This window comes from Nitrobacter sp. CN101, from assembly GCF_055390255.1.
Genome location: NZ_AP038833.1, coordinates 688,611 through 706,852, shown reverse-complemented (window position 1 = coordinate 706,852; position 18,242 = coordinate 688,611). Strand labels below are relative to the sequence as shown.

General features: G+C 61.8%; 17 protein-coding genes. 7 read left to right on the top strand and 10 right to left on the bottom strand.

Translation table 11 applies throughout. The features are described from left to right. Positions 1–7: 7 nt before the first annotated feature. Together ACZ5IL_RS03375 and ACZ5IL_RS03370 are read right to left on the bottom strand one after the other, a co-directional pair. Entirely contained in the window at positions 8–334 is a 327-nt protein-coding gene (locus tag ACZ5IL_RS03375; RefSeq protein ID WP_464595169.1) for a hypothetical protein, read from the bottom strand. Between the two features lie 4 nt (positions 335–338). Continuing rightward, entirely contained in the window at positions 339–1,730 is a 1,392-nt protein-coding gene (locus ACZ5IL_RS03370) for an OmpA family protein (RefSeq protein WP_464595168.1), read from the bottom strand. A gap of 264 nt (positions 1,731–1,994) precedes the next feature. On the opposite strand from ACZ5IL_RS03370, the gene ACZ5IL_RS03365 reads away from it, so the two are divergent. Then, a complete protein-coding gene (locus ACZ5IL_RS03365; RefSeq protein ID WP_464595167.1) occupies positions 1,995–3,053 on the top strand; it encodes a polysaccharide deacetylase family protein in 1,059 nt (352 codons plus the stop codon). A gap of 129 nt (positions 3,054–3,182) precedes the next feature. On the opposite strand, the gene ACZ5IL_RS03360 is transcribed toward ACZ5IL_RS03365, so the two are convergent. Further along, positions 3,183–4,961 carry an EAL domain-containing protein gene (locus ACZ5IL_RS03360; RefSeq protein WP_464595166.1) on the bottom strand — a complete coding sequence of 593 codons (1,779 nt, stop codon included), beginning with the start codon at positions 4,959–4,961 and terminating at the stop codon, positions 3,183–3,185. 221 nt (positions 4,962–5,182) lie between these two features. Between ACZ5IL_RS03360 and ACZ5IL_RS03355 the strand changes: the two genes are divergently transcribed. Beyond that, positions 5,183–5,497 carry a hypothetical protein gene (locus ACZ5IL_RS03355; RefSeq protein WP_464595165.1) on the top strand — a complete coding sequence of 105 codons (315 nt, stop codon included), beginning with the start codon at positions 5,183–5,185 and terminating at the stop codon, positions 5,495–5,497. 174 nt (positions 5,498–5,671) lie between these two features. On the opposite strand, the gene ACZ5IL_RS03350 is transcribed toward ACZ5IL_RS03355, so the two are convergent. The 3 genes from ACZ5IL_RS03350 to mtgA form a co-directional block, all read right to left on the bottom strand. Further along, entirely contained in the window at positions 5,672–6,313 is a 642-nt protein-coding gene (locus ACZ5IL_RS03350) for a hypothetical protein (protein ID WP_464595164.1), read from the bottom strand. Between the two features lie 101 nt (positions 6,314–6,414). After that, positions 6,415–6,600 carry a 50S ribosomal protein L32 gene (rpmF, locus tag ACZ5IL_RS03345; protein WP_464595163.1) on the bottom strand — a complete coding sequence of 62 codons (186 nt, stop codon included), beginning with the start codon at positions 6,598–6,600 and terminating at the stop codon, positions 6,415–6,417. Positions 6,601–6,701: 101 nt separating this feature from the next. Next, positions 6,702–7,382, bottom strand: coding sequence for a monofunctional biosynthetic peptidoglycan transglycosylase (mtgA, locus tag ACZ5IL_RS03340; protein ID WP_464595162.1), 681 nt, complete (start codon positions 7,380–7,382; stop codon positions 6,702–6,704). A gap of 262 nt (positions 7,383–7,644) precedes the next feature. Between mtgA and ACZ5IL_RS03335 the strand changes: the two genes are divergently transcribed. From ACZ5IL_RS03335 to ACZ5IL_RS03325, 3 genes are all read left to right on the top strand, one after another. Then, on the top strand, positions 7,645–8,571 hold the full coding sequence (locus ACZ5IL_RS03335) for a polyprenyl synthetase family protein (protein ID WP_464595161.1): 927 nt from the start codon (positions 7,645–7,647) through the stop codon (positions 8,569–8,571). A 7-nt stretch (positions 8,572–8,578) separates the two neighbouring features. After that, positions 8,579–9,265 (top strand): DUF1345 domain-containing protein, encoded by a 687-nt coding sequence (locus ACZ5IL_RS03330; RefSeq protein ID WP_464595160.1) that lies wholly within the window; start codon positions 8,579–8,581, stop codon positions 9,263–9,265. A gap of 193 nt (positions 9,266–9,458) precedes the next feature. Beyond that, on the top strand, positions 9,459–11,066 hold the full coding sequence (locus ACZ5IL_RS03325) for a Na+/H+ antiporter (RefSeq protein WP_464595159.1): 1,608 nt from the start codon (positions 9,459–9,461) through the stop codon (positions 11,064–11,066). 78 nt (positions 11,067–11,144) lie between these two features. On the opposite strand, the gene ispG is transcribed toward ACZ5IL_RS03325, so the two are convergent. From ispG to ACZ5IL_RS03305, 4 genes are all read right to left on the bottom strand, one after another. Further along, complete coding sequence (gene ispG / locus ACZ5IL_RS03320; protein WP_464595158.1) at positions 11,145–12,437, bottom strand: flavodoxin-dependent (E)-4-hydroxy-3-methylbut-2-enyl-diphosphate synthase; 1,293 nt, start codon at positions 12,435–12,437, stop codon at positions 11,145–11,147. A gap of 12 nt (positions 12,438–12,449) precedes the next feature. Continuing rightward, a complete protein-coding gene (locus tag ACZ5IL_RS03315) occupies positions 12,450–12,728 on the bottom strand; it encodes a hypothetical protein (RefSeq protein WP_464595157.1) in 279 nt (92 codons plus the stop codon). A gap of 55 nt (positions 12,729–12,783) precedes the next feature. Beyond that, a complete protein-coding gene (locus ACZ5IL_RS03310; protein ID WP_464596796.1) occupies positions 12,784–13,275 on the bottom strand; it encodes a Fur family transcriptional regulator in 492 nt (163 codons plus the stop codon). A 338-nt stretch (positions 13,276–13,613) separates the two neighbouring features. After that, a complete protein-coding gene (locus ACZ5IL_RS03305; protein ID WP_464596795.1) occupies positions 13,614–14,438 on the bottom strand; it encodes an alpha/beta fold hydrolase in 825 nt (274 codons plus the stop codon). Positions 14,439–14,618: 180 nt separating this feature from the next. Here ACZ5IL_RS03305 and ACZ5IL_RS03300 point away from each other — a divergent pair, with 180 nt between their 5' ends. Both ACZ5IL_RS03300 and mutS read left to right on the top strand, forming a co-directional pair. Then, on the top strand, positions 14,619–15,413 hold the full coding sequence (locus ACZ5IL_RS03300; protein WP_464596794.1) for a class I SAM-dependent methyltransferase: 795 nt from the start codon (positions 14,619–14,621) through the stop codon (positions 15,411–15,413). 96 nt (positions 15,414–15,509) lie between these two features. Next, entirely contained in the window at positions 15,510–18,236 is a 2,727-nt protein-coding gene (gene mutS, locus ACZ5IL_RS03295; protein ID WP_464595156.1) for a DNA mismatch repair protein MutS, read from the top strand. Positions 18,237–18,242: the final 6 nt, after the last annotated feature.

The window sequence follows — 18,242 nt, the reverse complement described above, 5'->3', positions numbered from 1 at the left end:
GAACACATCAGAGTGTCTCGCCAGAGTGTTCCGTCGATCCACCGGACGCCGCCTGACGCGACACTACCCCATCGCGCAACCACGATCCGACCGCGCAACCTACAAGATAGACTCCGAGCATCACCAGTCCAAGGTCAAGCCAATAACCGAACCGGCCGGGAACAACGTGCATGACAGCCGCCACAATCAGCGCTAAGACCAGGGCCGATAGCCACCGCGCAGTTGGTTTTGGGACTCCCCGTCCGCGATGCACCACCGCAATCCAACCCATAGCAAGGCCAAGCAGCAACGATACAATGAGCCAAACCCAGTGAAATCCTGCCAGGTAGACCATATCTTTACTGCCTCACAATGAAATCAATGCGTCGATTCTTCGCTTTGCCCTCGTCGGTGTCATTGGTGGCAATTGGCTGAGCGCTGCCGAATCCGATCGGCCTGAATCGACTGGCAGGCAATCCGGCTTTCACCAGAAAGTCCACAACCGCCTGCGCGCGTCGTTCAGATAGTGTCTGGTTAAATGACGCATCACCGTCACTGTCGGTGTGCCCCACGATCTCGATTGTGGCCGTCGGGCAACGCAGCGCGGTTTCCGTCAATTGATCGAGCAGGCCGATCGAATCGAGCTCCAACGTCGCCTGACTGGTTTCAAACTGAATGGTACGCTTTTCCAGAAGTTCACCGAACAGTTGCTGACACACCGTCGGATCGACCGGGGCTGCTGGCGGCTTGACCGAAATTTCCATTTTTGCCTCCCAGCCGCGAGACAGATCCTTGGGCAAATTAGCGCGGATTTGCCTTTCGGCCGGGTCATATAGCGCGTCGCCGGAGAGATCGACGCTCCGATCAGAGACGACGAGTCTCCCTGTCGACAGACGCGACAAAGATCGCAGCGCCCGCGTGACGACGGCATCGAAGCCTGCCGGCGCACCGAGACTTGCCTTGAGCTTATCAATAATTTTCTCGCCGAATTTGCGGCCAGCGGATGCAACGATCGTGGCATGAATCGCATTGTCGGGCACATACCCCGTCAATATCAGCGTCCCGGCGACCGGATCCTTGTTGGCCTCGAAGACATATGGCGGGGCGTGAATATCGTTGGCGACCGAGTATCCGTCAGGCAAATTCTTCAGCGCCGAGGCAATTGCCTCGCGTCCACCCAGTTCACGCGCCATGCCCGATAGATTCACGGTTAAATCCGAAATCGTTGCCTTGCCGGTCTTGAGCTTGCCTGTCTCACCGATCAGTAGTGTCGCTGCGGCTTCAAATCTCGGCGGCGCCCCGCGCTTTAAATCCATGTGATCAGCGATGTCGATGCCGGCAAACGTTGCACGCGCGGCGTCCAGCAGCTTGTTCTTGACCACCGGCAACGGCGCGTTTCCGCCGAGCGTTACCCTTCCGACCTCCCGTTCGATGGTCCAGACAAACGGTTTGGCTTCGGCGACGAGCGCGGTGCGATCGTTGACCCGTCGCACACCGGGGACCGTCTCTACTGAGGCCACCGCGTTGCTGCGTTCCTGCTCCGAAAACGCCTCGGCGGAGAACATAATGTCGCGTCCGGCAGCGCTGATCGTGGTCTTATCGAGAACGCTGTCCTTGAGGACGGCGGCGGCCTGCTCGCTCAGATCGGCTTCTAGCGGACCCGTTGTCGTCCAAGCGGCTAGCCCCCAAAGAACGGTGAGCGGGATGACACCCGGCCACCACTTGCTGCTCCATCTGAAAAATCCGCGCATTCAATATCCTGTCGCGAAAAATCTGCCGGCTGCCGACGGACCGGATCATGCAATCCGCTCCAGCTTTTGAAGCGCACACCGGGCAAAGCCGGACGCGATTCGGTCGGCCGCGCGTAACGGAATGAAGAGAAAACAAACCCTTGCCGGGCTGTCAAACCGAAATGAAATGGAGGCCTCATCAGCGACGGACCGAAGGGATAACCGTTTCTTCAACCGTTTCCGACTAAGATTTGGTCAACAGCAGGGACTGGCCGATCACTTCAAATGAAGCAGCTCCGCAACACCGTCATTCGGGCCGGATTGGATGCCCTGTATTTCAGCGGCGCTCATCACCTGCTGCGGCCGATCTTCGCAGGCGTCGGAACGATCTTCATGCTGCACCATGTGCGGCCGCGCCGAAATGCTCCGTTCCAACCCAATCATCACCTGGAAGTGACTCCGGAATTTCTGCGCATGATCCTGGCCCATGTCCGGTCGCGCGGAATCGACATCGTGACCGCGGACGAGATGCATCGCCGGTTGACCCAACGCGACTTCTCGCGACGGTTTGCGTGCTTTACCTTCGATGATGGCTATCGCGATAACCGCGACTTCGCGCTGCCCGCAATGCGCGAATATGACGCGCCGTTCACCGTCTATGTCGCGAATGATTTCGCAAGCGGAACCGGTCACCTCTGGTGGGTGGCGCTCGAACGGGTCATTGCCTCCACCGAGCGGATCGACAGCACGATCGGTGACACCGCCATACGTCTCGATACCCGCACAGTCGAACAAAAGCAGGGAGCGTTCTCTCTCATTCACGATCTGCTGCGTGGGCTGCCGGACGACCGCGATGTCGCGCGCGAACTGGATGGGTTGTGCGCACGCTATAGCGTCGATCAATCCATCATCAGCGCGGAGCTGTGTCTATCCTGGGACGAATTGAAAGCGTTCGCTACCGATCCGCTGGTCACGATCGGCGCTCATACCGTCAGTCACTGCAACCTCGCAAAGCGAAGCGAGGAGCAGGCCCTTCAGGAGATCACCTTCAGCCGGACACAGATTGAAGCTGTCTTGCAGCGTGCGGTCGTCCATCTCGCCTATCCCTACGGCGACCGTGACGCCGCGGGAGCGCGCGAGTTCGCTATGACCAAAACGGCCGGTTTCAATACCGCGGTCACAACGCGACCAGGCATGATCTTTCGTGAGAATGCGGAGTATCCGACCGCACTACCGCGAATTTCCCTCAACGGAAACTATCAGACTGCCCGCGTCCTTCCGGTGCTGACGTCGGGCGCTGCCACCGCCCTGTGGAATGGATTCCGTCGCGTTGATGTCACCTGAGGCTTGAAGACATCGTGCTCAAGCGTGCCTATTGGGTAAACATCACGTCGTCACACATCATCGCGGTGAATTCCGATCATCCCGGCAGAAGCGAAGAGGCAGCATCTGCTTCATTGCGAATGAAAGGCTTCAGTTCGCCGCCGGAATAGCCGCCGGAACGTTCCATGGCCGCGTCGGCGAAGCGAGGCCGATCAGCCTCCCCTGGATGTAGTCGCAGCCCCAGTCGCGCAGCATGGCGGCGGATTGCTCGTCCTGAACCCACTCGGCAACCGTCCTGATATCGAGCCGCCGCGCGAGATCGATCAGCGTCTGCACGAACGCCCGGTCGTCGGAGGAGCGCGCGAGGTTGTGCACGAACGCGCCGTCGATTTTGACGATGTCCACGCCGAGCTTGCGTAAATTCCGGAACGAGGTGTAGCCGGCTCCGAAATCGTCGATCGCAATGCGACTGCCCAAGTCTTTCAACCGCGTGACGAATCGTTGGACGTCGTCGATATCCTGTATCGCCGCAGTTTCGGTAATCTCCACGGTCAGGCGTTCGGCCACGCCGGGATGCGCACCCATCAGTGCTTCGATCGCTGTCCACCAATCAACGTCCATGGTGGTCTCCGGCGAGATATTGAGGCTGAGCCGGACGTGGGGCGCTTCCGCGAGCTCGGCGATCACAAGCTCCAGCACGCGATGATCGACCAGACGAATCAGGCCGAGCTTCTCCGCTACCGGCACGACATCAGGCGCGAGCAGGACCTGACCGTTCTGCTGCTGCATCCGGACCAGGCACTCATAAAACGCCGTTTCGCGCGTGCGCGCGTCGACCACCCGCTCGAAAGCAGTGAGAATGCGGCGCTCGTTCAATGCGGTGACGATCTCGTCGGTAACCCTGATGTTGATTCGACGCTGCGCGTCGCGTTCAATATCGGGTCGCCACACTGCGAGCGAGCCGCTACGGCGACTTTTCGCAGCCTCGAGGACTTCCTGGGCGCGATTGATCGCTTCATCAGCGGTCCGAGCATAACGCGGAGCCAGAACGGCGCCGATCGAGGCGGTGACCGAAACGGGGCCGGATTTGGTCATCACGATCTCTTCGCGAATGCCCGCCAGAAGGCGTTCGGCCGCGACACTCACGTCGTCCAAACCGCAGTTCTTCAGGATCACTCCGAACTTGTTGCCGGAGAAGCGGCCAAGAACGTCGCCGCCGCGCAATCGCGCCCGGATGCGCCTGGCGACATCGCCGATCACCTCGTCGGCGACATCGAAGCCGAAAGCATTGTTGATGCGCGCGAGGTGATCGATCCCGACCATCATGAACGCGAACGACGAGCGATAGCGCGAGGCTTCTTCGATCGCTTCGGCGAGAGCCGCCGTCAGATACGTGCGATTAAGCTCGCCGGTCAGGGCATCGTTCCGGGACAGACTGATAAGCCGCTCGTCCCGCGCCCGCCGCTCATTCTCAAGCCGCACGATACCCTCGACGCGCACCGCTTTGCCATCGGCGTCGGCGAACCAGCATCCGGACTCCTCAATCCACAGCATCGGCGCGGAGGCACTGGCGCGCAATCCATATTCGATGCGATAGGGCACTCCCTCCCCGCAGCGCTGCCGGTCGGTTGGCGTGGCTGACAAAATATCGACACGGATCGATCCCGACGGTTCGATCAGGGCTCCATACCCGGTTCCGGTAGCAAGCGAGGGCGGGTCGATGTCCTGAAAGATCGACGCCGCTCCCTCGGTCCAGGTCAGGGAATCGCTTGGAATATCCCAAGTAAACGCGGCCCGACCCAGCGCCGCAAGAATCGCCGGCACCCGGGGTTCTTGAGTCGCTCGGGGCAAGGCCGTGGGCGCGCTGGCGGCTTGTGACGCATCAGCGCCGGACGAGGGATTGCCTGCCGGTAAAATGGCGAATGTCACGGTCGCCTCATTTTAGGACGCTGCCAAGTGATTCCCGTCTTAAAGAATAGAGCGTCCCGTCCCGGACACGCTAGGTAAAGTTCATAAAACAACCCTGAAGATCGCCATTTCTAACCCGAATGGGGTTTCCTTCCCAAGGAAGCGGTCCCGGCACAGCTTTTGCGATGGTCGTTGCGAGCACGGGCACAATGTCCCGGAACAACACACAGGCTGCATGAACGATGACGATCGCAGGAACGGGCCGGATATCTGGAATCGCTGCCAATCCCGGACGGGACCACAGCGGCACGACAAAGTCTCCGAGCCCCGGGCCGATATTGGCCGTCGCGCCTGTGGAGCGTCGGCTGGTTCGGCGTTCCACAGCACGCCATGACGCGTTCTTTGTCACGCAACTGATCGCCGTCGCGGAGCATAGTCCACAGACGCGGATATTCCGCCGCGCGACGCCGCAGGTTGCGCAGGCAGCCTATCATTCAACCAGCGAGCGGAATCAAGCGGGCGCACAGTCTGGTCCGCGGCTACTGCGCGTCATCTGAGCCTCCAGCCTTTCCGTTCTGATGGAATCAGGAGCGTGGTTCCATGATCGGACGCGTTCTCTTCACGCGAACCGGTATCCATCCTCGGGTGAAGCCCGAGGACATGCTTCGCTCGAAAACGCTAACAGCGACAATCCAGAGCAATCCGCCCCCCGTGGGGCCGATCATTACACGCTAGCGGCGGGACTGATCAGAAGGCATCGGCATTTCGCTGCCCGGCTGGATGCGAGGACCCGGAACGTCCGGATGCCGTTCGGCTCCGGCAGTCTCGCCATGAACGATCGGCGGGACATTCTCCAGGACCGGTTCGGCAACGGCCGCTGGTGCGTCGGCGGGCTCCGGCGACGAAACCGATGTCGCCATGGATGCAGGTGCCGGATCGAAGCGCGGTTCACACGCTTCGGCCTCTGCCGCTCCTTGCAACGGTCCGGCGACCGCACGGGCAGGCCGCCGCGCCCGCAAGACGAAACCAGAGAGGAGATCGACCAGCGCCAGCAGCGTCAGCATGAAGTAGGTCGACGAACCGAATTGCGGCAGCATCACGAATTCCGCAGCGGCGCCCCCGAACACCACCAGCGACAGCAGATGGTCGGTGAGATACTTGCCACCGGGGCGCACGCCTTTGATAATTTCGAACAGCAACAGGACGATGCCGAGCGCGAGCAGCGTGTCCCCGAGCGTCACCGGCCAAAGCACACCCGACATCAAGGTCACGGTGAGAACGGGCTCCGTCAAAAGGACGCCCGGCATCAGGAAGACGATGATGTTGCAGATCGCCAGAGGAATCAGGAGCAGAGGGAAACCGATCACGGACATCACCAAGGCCTCCTTCATTCAAGCGGGAGGGTCGAGAACCGCGTGCCGAATTCCTCCGCCCTGGCGCCTGTTCCGGACCGCAAGCCTGATCAGGCTTGGGCTCAGGCGTCGCTCTTGGCCTTCAAAACCTGCCGGCCCTTGTACATGCCGGTTTTCAGGTCGAGATGGTGGGGACGGCGCAGTTCGCCGGAATCCTTGTCCTCAGCGTAGGTCGGCTTGCTGAGCGCATCCGCCGAACGGCGCATGCCGCGCCGTGACGGCGATGTCTTTCTTCTTGGAACGGCCATATCCGTGTCCTTACAGGAGGTTGTCGAGTTCCGTCTCGAAACGCCAATGGGCAGGCGCGGCGAGTCCCGAACGCGCGAGTTGAATGCTGATAAGCCCGGCCTTATAGGCCACGATCGCCGTGCCAGCAACTGCGCAGTTCGGATGCCCTGGCCCGGACCATATAGGTCCCGGCCAGCCGGCGAACCCCCGGGCCGGGCCTTCGGGCGCTACGCCGGACCGGATTAGGCAGAATCGCAGCCAAGAGCGCCGCTTCCCGCGCCGTTAGGCTTGCTGCGGATCGCCCGAAGGCATAGCGGGACCCTGCTTCGACACCGAACTGGCCACCCGGCCCCCATTCCGCGATATTCAGATAGATTTCGAGAATCCGCTGCTTGGGCAGTACCGCATCGATCCACATCGCCAGCGGAAATTCCAACGCCTTGCGGACCATGCTGCGTCCGGGCCAGAGGAACAGGTTTTTTGCCACTTGCTGAGTGATGGTCGAGCCGCCGCGCCTGAACTCGCCGTCCTCGGCATCGTCGAGCACATCCCGTAGCGAATCCCAATCGATGCCGTGATGGCTGCAGAACTTTGCATCTTCCGACGCGACCACGGAGCGCGGCAACGCCGAAGGAAGCGCGGAAAAATCGATCCATTGCCGCGACATCGGGGCGCCTGAGAGCGTGCGCCATATCATCAGCGTCGAGACCGGATGGCCGATCCGATACAGTGGCGTCAGCAAATAAGGCAACAGCAGCAGGCCAGTGACAGAGAGCACCACGATACGGATCGCCCGCCGCATCAGGCTGCAACGCCTTCAATCGATCGGCGAACGGGTTCACCTCGTCCGTGACGGAGGGGATTCACAACATCACCGTTAATTACACCGAAGCCGGCGTAAGAAGGCATTGAAAACTCCTTCTGTCGGATCACCGCGACCAGGCAGCAGATTGTCGGTTGGCCGGAATTGACGAAGCCGACACCATGAAGGATTGTCCCGCAAAAATCGACCTCGCCAAACCTTTGCAGTCTCGGTGCCCTTTTCTGTTCTTGGAGCCATTTTGATGACGTCAGGACTTTCATCCGCTGATTTTACAAAGCGCCTTGACACGACGGCGGACGAGACCGAGGCCCTGTTGGAAAAATTGCTATCCGACAGCCCTCTGCCCGACGAGATCGCGCGCCCGAAGCGGCTGATGGACGCCATGCGTTATTCCTCGCTCGGCGGCGGTAAGCGGCTGCGGCCGTTTCTCGTGGTCGAAAGTTCGGCCGTATTCGGCGTTCCGCGCGACGCGGCGCTGCTGGCCGGCGCAGCGCTCGAATGCATCCATTGTTATTCGCTGATTCATGACGACCTGCCGGCGATGGACAACAGCGACCTGCGCCGGGGGCGGCCAACTCTGCATAAGACCACCGACGATGCCACGGCAATCCTCGCCGGGGACGGTCTGCTGACGCTTGCCTTCGACATCATCACCCGCGACGAGGTCCATAAAGATCCAGCCGTTCGCCTGTTGCTGACGCGCGCGCTGGCGCGCGCTGCCGGCATTGGCGGCATGGTCGGCGGGCAGCTGCTCGATCTCGCCGGTGAAGGCCGCTTCGGCGACCGCGAGCCGGTCGACGTGGCGCGCGTGCAGCAGATGAAAACGGGCGCGCTGCTCCGCTTCGGCTGCATCGCCGGCGCGCTGCTCGGCCAGGCCTCGCAAAAAGATTATCAGGCACTCGACGCTTACGGTCGCGCGCTGGGCGAAGCCTTCCAGATCGCCGACGACCTTCTCGACGTCGAAAGCGATGCGGCGGCGCTCGGCAAGCCGGCCGGCGCCGACGCGGCGCTCGGCAAGACCACATTCGTCACCCAACTCGGCATCGACGGCGCCAAGAAACGCGTTCGGGACCTTCTGGCGAAGGCGGATGAGGCTTTGTCTGTGTTTGGTCCACGCGGTGACGTGCTGCGCGCCGCCGCGCACTTCGTCGCCGACCGCAAGAGCTGAAGCCGCCATGGCGGGCAAGGACGATGACGATCCGTTCTTGCTTCGCTTCAGGAAAATGCCCGCGCCGGCGCGCGTGATCTACGCCCGACGGCGAACCTTCATGGCCATCGCGATCGGCGTTGTCGCCAGCTTCCTAATCCCCGACAATGTGCGGCTCGTCCCCCGGCTCCTGATCGGCTGGGACGTCTTCGCCGCGTTCTATCTCCTTCTGGTCTTCACCGTGGTATTCGGCAGCGGTGCCGCCCACATCCGTCGAAATGCCCGGATTCAGGACGACGGCCGCTTCGTGATTTTGCTGATGACCGCAATCGGTGCGTTCGCCAGCATTGCAGCGATCGTGTTCGAGCTTGGCGCGCATAACCATAGCGCCCTCGACCTGACACTCGCGATGCTGACTATCGCGCTGTCCTGGGCGGCCGTGCACACCACCTTCGCTCTGCATTACGCGCACGAATACTATCGCGGGAACAAACCCGGAGGTCTGCAATTTCCGAGCGGCGATCAGCGCGAAGACGCAGACTACTGGGATTTCGTCTATTTCTCATTCGTCATCGGGATGACCGCGCAAGTGTCCGATGTCGGCATTACCGACAAGATCATCCGCCGCACCGCGACGGCGCATGGCGTGATCTCGTTCTTCTACAACACCGCGCTGCTGGCGCTGATGGTCAATATCGCGGCGAGCGCAATCTGACCGGCATCACGCGGGTAAACAGTTGCAGATCTGGACATTGCCGCGCCACCAAGCAAGATCATGGGGGCACGTCTAATCGTTCCTTCCGGGCGGTTTCCGGCGATCCCGCCCGGCGGCTGGACAATCAGAATATCCTTGCGGTTGCGGTCAAGCTCTGTCCATTACGCTCTCGGCCCAGGAGCCATCCGCTGGCATGACCGAAACCTTCCTGACATCCCTGCTCGTTCTTACCGTGATGGCCGCATCGGCCGCGCTGGCACGGCGGCTGGTGACGGCGCCGGCCATCGTATTTCTAATGGTCGGCATCATGCTGGCCTTCGTGCCGGGCTTTCCGCCCATCGAAATGCAGCCGGAGAGCGTGCTGCTGATGGTGTTGCCGCCGCTGATCTATTCGGCCGGCGTTTCCATGAGCTGGCGCGAGTTCAAATCCAACCTGCGGCCGATCGCCCTGCTCGCCATCGGCTGCGTCATTTTTACAACCTGTGCGGTCGCCGCCGCGACGCACTGGCTGCTCGGGCTGCCCTGGGGCGTCGGCTTCGTGCTCGGCGCCATCGTCTCGCCGCCCGACGTCGTGGCGCCGCTCGCCATCGCCAAACGGCTGCACCTGCCGCACAGGATTCTCGTCATCCTCGAAGGCGAAGGCCTCGCCAACGACGCCACCGCGCTGATTCTTTATCGTTTCGCGGTGCTGGCCGTCTCGACCGGCGCGTTTTCGCTGCCATCCGCCGCCGGATCGTTCATCCTCATCCTGTTCGGCGAAATCGCGTTCGGCATCATTGTCGGCTGGCTCAGCCTGCGGCTGCGCCAGTGGGCCCATGACGCGCGGGTGGAAATCCTGCTGTCGTTGCTTACGCCTTATCTCGCCTATTGGGTTCCCGAACATCTCGGCGGCTCCGGCGTCATCGCCACCGTCGCCGCGGGACTTTACGTGAGCTGGAACGGACCGCTGCTGATCTCGGCGGCAACGCGGCTTCAGGGCATCTTCTTCTGGGATCTCGCGATCTGGCTGATCGAGGGCGTGCTGTTCCTGCTGATGGGATTCGAGGTCCGGGTGCTGATGGAGAAGGCCAAGGCGGTTCCGATCAGCGAGGTGCTGGTGGCGATCGCACTGACTTCGGCCATCGTAATCGCCGCGCGATTCATCTGGGTGTTTCCGGCCACCTTCCTGACCCGCATCCTAAGCGCGCGGGTCAGGCGGCGCGATCCGACGCCGCCGTGGCGCTATGTCGCCGTCATCGGCTTCACCGGCATTCGCGGCGCGGTGTCGCTCGCGGTCGCCCTCGCTTTGCCGCTGACGCTTCCGGACGGCGAGCCGTTTCCCTACCGCGACCTCATTCAGCTGACGAGCTTCGGCGTGATCTTCGCGACGCTGTTCGGCATCGGCCTGACGCTACCGCCTGTCGTCAACCTGCTCGGCATTTCGCAGCACGGCCACCGTGAAGCGCTGAATGAACGCGAAGCCGAGATCGCGGCGCGGCGCAGCATTCTCGAGGCCGCGCGAGGTGCCCTCGACACCATCATCGCCGAACGCAAGCTGCCCGAAGGCCTCGCCAGGTTTCTCGAGGCGCGGCACGAAACCCGGATGCGGGCGTTGCCCGAGCCGCCGCGCGAGGGCGACGAACATTCGCCGGCGACGAAGGGAGCATCCATGGTGCGGGAAATCATCACCATCGAGCGCGCGCACCTGCACAGGCTGCTGCGCGAGGGCAAGATCACCGACGAGACCCGCCGCCGGATCGAGCGCGATCTCGATCTGGAAGAGGCGATCGTCAACAACCGGGAAAAGAATACGCCGCTGTAAGGAATACGACGCCGCGCTCCATCAAAATATGCCGGCTGAGAAGCCCGCATATTTATCTCACGTAATTCAGGAGGTGGCCTACTCCGCGGCACTCACCGCTTCGGCCCGCGCCTTGGCGCCGTTACCATAGCGCTGCTCGATGTAATCGATCACCAGCGCCTTGAAGTCCTGCGCGATCGCCGGCCCACGCAAGGTCTTGAACTTCTTGCCGTCGACGAAGACGGGCGCCGCCGGCGCCTCGCCGGTGCCGGGCAACGAGATGCCGATATCGGCGTGCTTGGATTCGCCGGGACCATTGACGATGCAGCCCATGACCGCGACGTTGAGCTGCTCCACGCCGGGATACTGCGCCTTCCAGTTCGGCATTTCGTCGCGGATGAAATCCTGGATCGATCGCGCCAGTTCCTGGAACGTGGTCGAGGTGGTGCGCCCGCAGCCGGGACATGCCGCAACCAGCGGCACGAAGGTCCGGAAGCCCATGGTCTGCAACAGTTCCTGCGCGACCTGAACTTCCAGCGTACGGTCGCCGCCGGGCTCGGGCGTCAGCGAGATGCGGATGGTATCGCCGATGCCTTGCTGGAGCAGAATGCCAAGCGCGGCGCTTGAGGCGACAATACCTTTCGAGCCCATGCCGGCTTCAGTGAGGCCGAGATGGATCGCGTAGTCCGAACGCGACGCCAGCGTCTGGTAGACGGCGATCAGATCCTGCACCGCCGAGACCTTCGCCGATAGAACCATTTTGTTCTTCGGCAGGCCGATCTCCTCGGCGCGCTTGGCCGACAACAGCGCCGACTGCACCATCGCCTCGCGGGTCACCGCCCGGGCATCGCGCGGCGCCGCCGAATTGGCGTTCTCTTCCATCAGCTTGGTAAGCAGTTCCTGATCGAGCGAGCCCCAGTTAGCGCCGATCCGCACCGCCTTACCGTACTTAATCGCCATTTCGACGATGTCGGTGAACTGGCTGTCGCGCTTGTTCTTGAAGCCGACGTTGCCCGGATTGATGCGATACTTGTCGAGCGCTTCCGCGCAGGCCGGATGTTCGGCCAGCAGCTTATGGCCAATATAGTGGAAATCGCCGATCAGCGGCGTGGTGATGCCGCGTTTGCGCAAGCCGTCGCGGATATGCGGCACGGCGGCGGCGGCTTCGTCGCGATCCACCGTGATGCGGACCATTTCCGAGCCGGCGCGCGACAAGGCTGCGACCTGGGCGATCGTGCCCTCGACATCGGCGGTGTCGGTGTTGGTCATCGATTGCACCACGATCGGCGCGCCACCGCCGACGGCGACATTGCCGACCATCACTTGCGTGGTTGTGTGCCGCGGGCTTGGGCCTGCGACGTCGATCTCCGACGGACTTTCGAACTTGTTCATGGGGCTCAAATATCAGGTTTTTGTAACATCCAGCAACGGATCAATGGAGAGTAAGAGAGCTGTTTCGAGCCAGGGCAGGCATTGCTTAACAACGCTGCAATGCCCGAAAGCCGCATCCCCGGCATGAGATAGCCAGTCCCACACCAAAACAAAGAACTTATGAACACAAAAGCCGACAATTCGCTGGCAAGCATTTAAGTCACTGAAAAATTTACGAAAAATGTACGGATGATCACTTAATTCGTTGCCGCGAATTGGCGACGAGTGTCTCCTGTCAAGGTCGCGAAGCATCCATCGTCAAGAACCCTCGTTCCTCGTAGCCCCGGCAAGAGCCCAATCGCACGAACTACGGCGCGTTCTGGCAATGGGCGCAGGTGCCGGTAATTTCAACCACGGACAGCTTTGGCGTAAACCCCGTGGTGCGGGCTGCATCGCTCAGACTCTGCGCCACGCGGCTTGCGGGAATTTCGCCGACCGAGCCGCACTGCTCGCAGATCAAAAACGCCACCATCGCGCTCTCATCGTGGTCGTGCCCGCAGGCCAGGAACGCATTACGGCTTTCGATACGGTGAACCAGGCCGTTTGCTATCAAAAAATCCAGCGCGCGGTAGACCGTGATCGGCGCGGGACGCGGCATGGACTTCGCCAATTCCTCTATCACTTCATAGGCGCCGAGCGGCCGATGGCTCGACAGCAGGGCCTGCAGCACCTGGCGACGGATAGGCGTGAATTTCTGGGCACGCCGCGCGCAGATTTGCTCCGCGTGGCTGATCGCCTCCGCGGCGCAGCGGTCATGGTCGTGCCCCGGAACGGGGAATGTCGGTCTCGTCGCGGTCATCCGATCACCCATCTAACCCGTTTAAGCCGGTTCTGCTCCCCTTTCCGCAACATCACCCTGACAATTTTTGGTTCTTGTTGCAATGCAACATAAAGGGCCTAGTCCAGCAACGCCGCCGCCGCACGGAAATTGCGAGAAGTGACGATCGACGGGACGATCAGCGGCATCGTCTTCGTCATCAAGAATGGTCTGCTGGCGCGATCGATTCGACGCATTTGAAGGCCCATCGTACTGCGCCAGCCTTTCAAAAAGGCCTGTTCACCGACGTATCGGATGGATGAAGGACGGCCTGAAGGACTTGCCGGGTTCAGGCGCTCGGGATGCTTGGCGTGCCGCGCTCAAGCAACGCTACAGATTTGTCGCTGCGTTGTATTGTCGACGCGGCTGAAATTGATGTCACTCAGAAAGCGGAATAGCAGCGGATTGAACCGCTCGGGCGCTTCGAGGAAGGGCGCGTGGCCGACACCGTCGATGATATGGCAGCGATGATCCCAAAGTGACCTGTAGGAGATGCTTGCCACGTAGTCGAGACGTGCAAACGGCTCCTCAGAACCGTTGACGACGGCTATCGGTGTTGACCGCTTTTCGACGATCCAGCGTTGATCGACGCCTAGCCCAGTTATCAACCCACGGCCCAGGATCTGGCGTGCGCGACCGTCCGTGCGAGCGATTGTGTCGTGGAACTGCGCCGCGTGCTTCTCCCCGACGCAGACACGCACGAATCGGCTGATCTCGTGCGCATTCAGGACGCTTTTGGTTGCGAGCAGCAGATCGCGCTGGATTCGAAAGCCGCGGACCATTCCTAGAATACCGCGCCTGATGGGCGGCGCTCCGACCACCATAACACCGGTAGCTTCGAACCCCTGTCCGATCATTTCGAGGCTGATATGCCCACCCAGCGACCAGCCAACAAGCGCCGCGCGCGTGACATTCAATGATCGTAAAGCCTCGATCAGCGAGGCAGCATGACCGGGAATGGTGTAAGCTTGTCGCGGCTCCAGCGCATCATCCGATTGCCCGTGCCCGAGCAGATCGATCGCGATGATATGCTGTGTCGTCGCCAACGTTGTTTCGAATTGATGCCGAAATACGTCACGACAGGTCGAATTTCCATGTATAAAAACAACAGGCGTGCCGCTCCCTGAATTTTCCAGGAACGCCATTTGCCCTTGCGATGTACTGATCGTGCGCGACAACATCGCCTACCTCTGTTCTCAGCTTAGGCACGATAAGACGCAAGAGGTGTTAAAGATTTAGGAGACATTGTGAGTTGTTCGGCACCTCCTTCCGAAACCAGCACTGCAGCGGTCGAAGATCAGGATGGCAATATCCGCACGGATTATGTGTTGGGCCATTCCGACCGAGAACTTGAGAGGCTTCGCCGCCAGGGAGCGTTATTCTCCGATCTCACGCGTGATCTTCTGGTGCGCGCCGGCTTGAAAAAAGCGATGCACGTTCTTGATATTGGTTGCGGCGCTGGTGATGTTTCCCTGATTGCTGCAGACCTTGTTTCCCAAGAGGGAACCGTAAAGGGAATCGATCCGGCCACCGAGGCGCTCGCGATTGCGCGGATGCGACTCGATGCCGACGGCAAGCCTTGGGCAAGCTTTTCGCCGGGGAGGCTCGAAAGCCTTGAAGACTGTTCTCAGTTCGATGCGGTCATAGGCCGATTCATCCTTATCCATCTTGCAAACCCAGCGGAGGCGCTGAGCGGGCTGCGGAACCGGTTGCGGACGGGCGCGATCTTGTCGTTTATTGAATTTGATCTGAGTACGGCAGCGGTCCATCCACCGTTGGCGTTTTTCCAACAGTGTATCGGCTGGGTCGGTGAAGTTTATCGCCGGAGCGGGCGCCAGCTCGATATGGGGGTAGCGCTGTTCAGTACGTTCCGTGCCGCAGGTTTGACACCGCAGATGGCTGGGCTCACCCGGATAACGACCGCTAACGACGAGGCGGGGATCGACTTCCTGGTCGATTCTGTGCGCAGCCTGCTGCCGGCGATCGTGAAGCTGGGAATAGCGACCGAGGAAACCGTGGAAATCGATACGCTACGCCAGCGGCTTTTGCAGGAGGCCGCTTCCGACGAATATTGCGTTTTCTACCCGCGGCTTGTGGGGGCATGGGCAATCGTGCCCTGATCCAAGCGCTATTAAACGCGAAGCGATGCGTGGAAAAGGCGCACGACCGCCGCAATGCCGTAGGAGCCGGCGGCGAAACTTTGTAGCTTCGCCGCCATGACGATCCAGCGCACCATGCCGCCATCACCGAACCCGGCCGCCCCTGTTGAGGCGACGCGGGTTACGCCGATGATGGAACAGTACCTTGAAATAAAAGCGGCCAATCCCGGCCTCTTGCTGTTCTACCGGATGGGCGATTTCTACGAGCTGTTCTTCGAGGATGCCGAAATCGCCTCGCGCGCGCTCGGCATCACCCTGACCAAACGCGGCAAGCATCAGGGCGCGGATATTCCGATGTGCGGCGTTCCGGTCGAACGCTCCGACGATTACCTGCACCGGTTGATCGCAGCCGGCCACCGCGTCGCAGTGTGCGAGCAGACGGAGGATCCGTCTGCAGCGCGCAAGCGCGGCAACAAGAGCGTGGTTCGCCGCGACGTGGTCCGGCTCGTCACACCGGGAACGCTGACCGAAGACACGCTGCTCGACGCCAAGGCCAACAATTACCTGCTGGCATTGGCGAGGGCGCAAGCGTCCTCCGGCGGCGATCGCTTCGCACTGGCCTGGATCGACATCTCGACCGCCGAGTTCATGGTCACCGAATGCGGGGTGGGTGAACTCGGGGCGACGCTCGCGCGCATCAATCCCAACGAAGTGATCGTATCCGACGCACTTCATGGAGATCCGGACCTGAGCGCCCTGCTGCGCGAATTGCCGTCGGTGACGCCGTTGACCCGCGACGTGTTCGACAGCGCGACCGCCGAACGTCGCCTGTGCGATTATTTCGCGGTCGCTACCATGGATGGCCTCAGCGCCATGTCACGGCTGGAAGCGACCGCGGCCGCCGCCGCCGTCACCTATATCGACCGCACTCAGATTAGCCAACGGCCACCGCTCTCGCCGCCATCACGCGAGGCGTCCGGCAGCACCATGGCCGTCGATCCCGCCACCCGCGCTAACCTCGAACTGACGCGCACGCTCGCCGGTGAACGGCGCGGTTCACTGCTCGACGCCATCGATCTCACAATGACGGCGGCGGGATCGCGCCTCCTGGCACAACGGCTGGCGGCCCCGCTAACCGACACGGCCGCGATTACACGGCGGCTCGATGCCGTCGCCGCATTTGCATCCGACAGCCCGGCACGAGACGACATCCGCACCATCCTGCGGACTGCTCCTGACATGTCGCGGGCGCTGGCGCGACTCTCGGTTGGGCGCGGCGGGCCGCGCGACCTCGCCGGCCTGCGCGACGGTATGCTGGCGGCGGACCAGGCGCTCGCGCGGCTTGAGGAGTTTTCCGATCCACCGGCGGACATCGCCGCGGCGATGCAGTCGCTGCAGTTGCCGTCCCGCGATCTCGCGCGCGAACTCGGTGATGCGCTGTCCGAAAGCCTGCCGCTGATGAAGCGCGAGGGTGGGTTTGTCCGCGAAGGCTACGAGAGCGCGCTCGACGAAGCGCGCAAGCTGCGCGACGATTCACGTCTCGTCGTCGCGGCGATGCAGGCGCGCTACGCCGAGGAGACCGGCGTCAAGACGCTCAAGATCCGCCACAACAACGTACTCGGCTATTTCGTCGAGGTGACCGCGCAGCACGGCGACCGATTGATGAGCGCGCCACTCAACGCCACCTTCATCCATCGCCAGACGCTGGCCGGTCAGGTGCGTTTCACAACATCGGAGCTCGGTGAAATCGAAGCCAGGATCGCCAATGCCGGCGACCGCGCGCTTGGTCTTGAACTCGAGATTTTCGACCGGCTTGCCGAGATGGCAATCCAGAATGGCGACGAGCTGCGCAACGCTGCGCACGCCTTTGCGCAGTTGGACGTCGCGGCATCGCTGGCAAAGCTCGCGATCGACGGGAACTACACCCGGCCAGATGTCGATAACTCACTCAGCTTCGCTGTCGAAGGCGGGCGACATCCGGTGGTCGAGCAGGCGCTGAAGCGCGCCGGCCATCCGTTCATCGCCAACGCCTGTGATCTGTCACCAATCCCAAGCCAGACTTCGGGGCAGATCTGGCTGCTCACCGGCCCGAACATGGCCGGGAAATCCACCTTCTTGCGCCAGAACGCGCTGATCGCGTTGATGGCGCAGACCGGCAGTTTCGTGCCGGCGCGCCGCGCACGCATCGGCATCATCGACCGGCTGTTCTCACGCGTGGGCGCCGCCGACGATCTGGCGCGCGGGCGTTCAACTTTCATGGTCGAGATGGTGGAAACCGCCATCATCCTCAATCAGGCGTCGGAACGCGCGCTGGTTATCCTGGACGAAATCGGTCGCGGCACCGCGACATTCGACGGCCTGTCGATCGCATGGGCGACGATCGAGCACCTGCATGAGGCCAACAAGTGCCGCGGGCTGTTTGCGACGCACTATCACGAACTCACCGCGCTCTCGGCAAAGCTGCCGCGGCTGTTCAACGCCACCGTGCGGGTCAAGGAATGGCACGGCGAGGTGGTGTTTCTGCATGAGGTGCTGCCCGGCGCCGCCGACCGGTCTTACGGCATCCAGGTGGCCAAGCTCGCCGGGTTGCCGCCGTCGGTCATCGCGCGCGCCAAATCGGTGCTGGCGAAACTGGAGGCGCAGGATCGCGGATCGACCGTGCGAACGCTGGTGGACGATCTGCCGTTGTTTGCGGTCCCGGCGCGCGCCGCCGGCGAATCCGCACCGCCGAGCGAAACCGTTCAATTGATCGAAGCGTTGAAATCCCTGCATCCCGACGAGATGTCCCCGCGCGAGGCGCTGGAAGCGCTTTACGCGCTCAAGGCGAAACTGCCGAAACAGTAGTCAGTG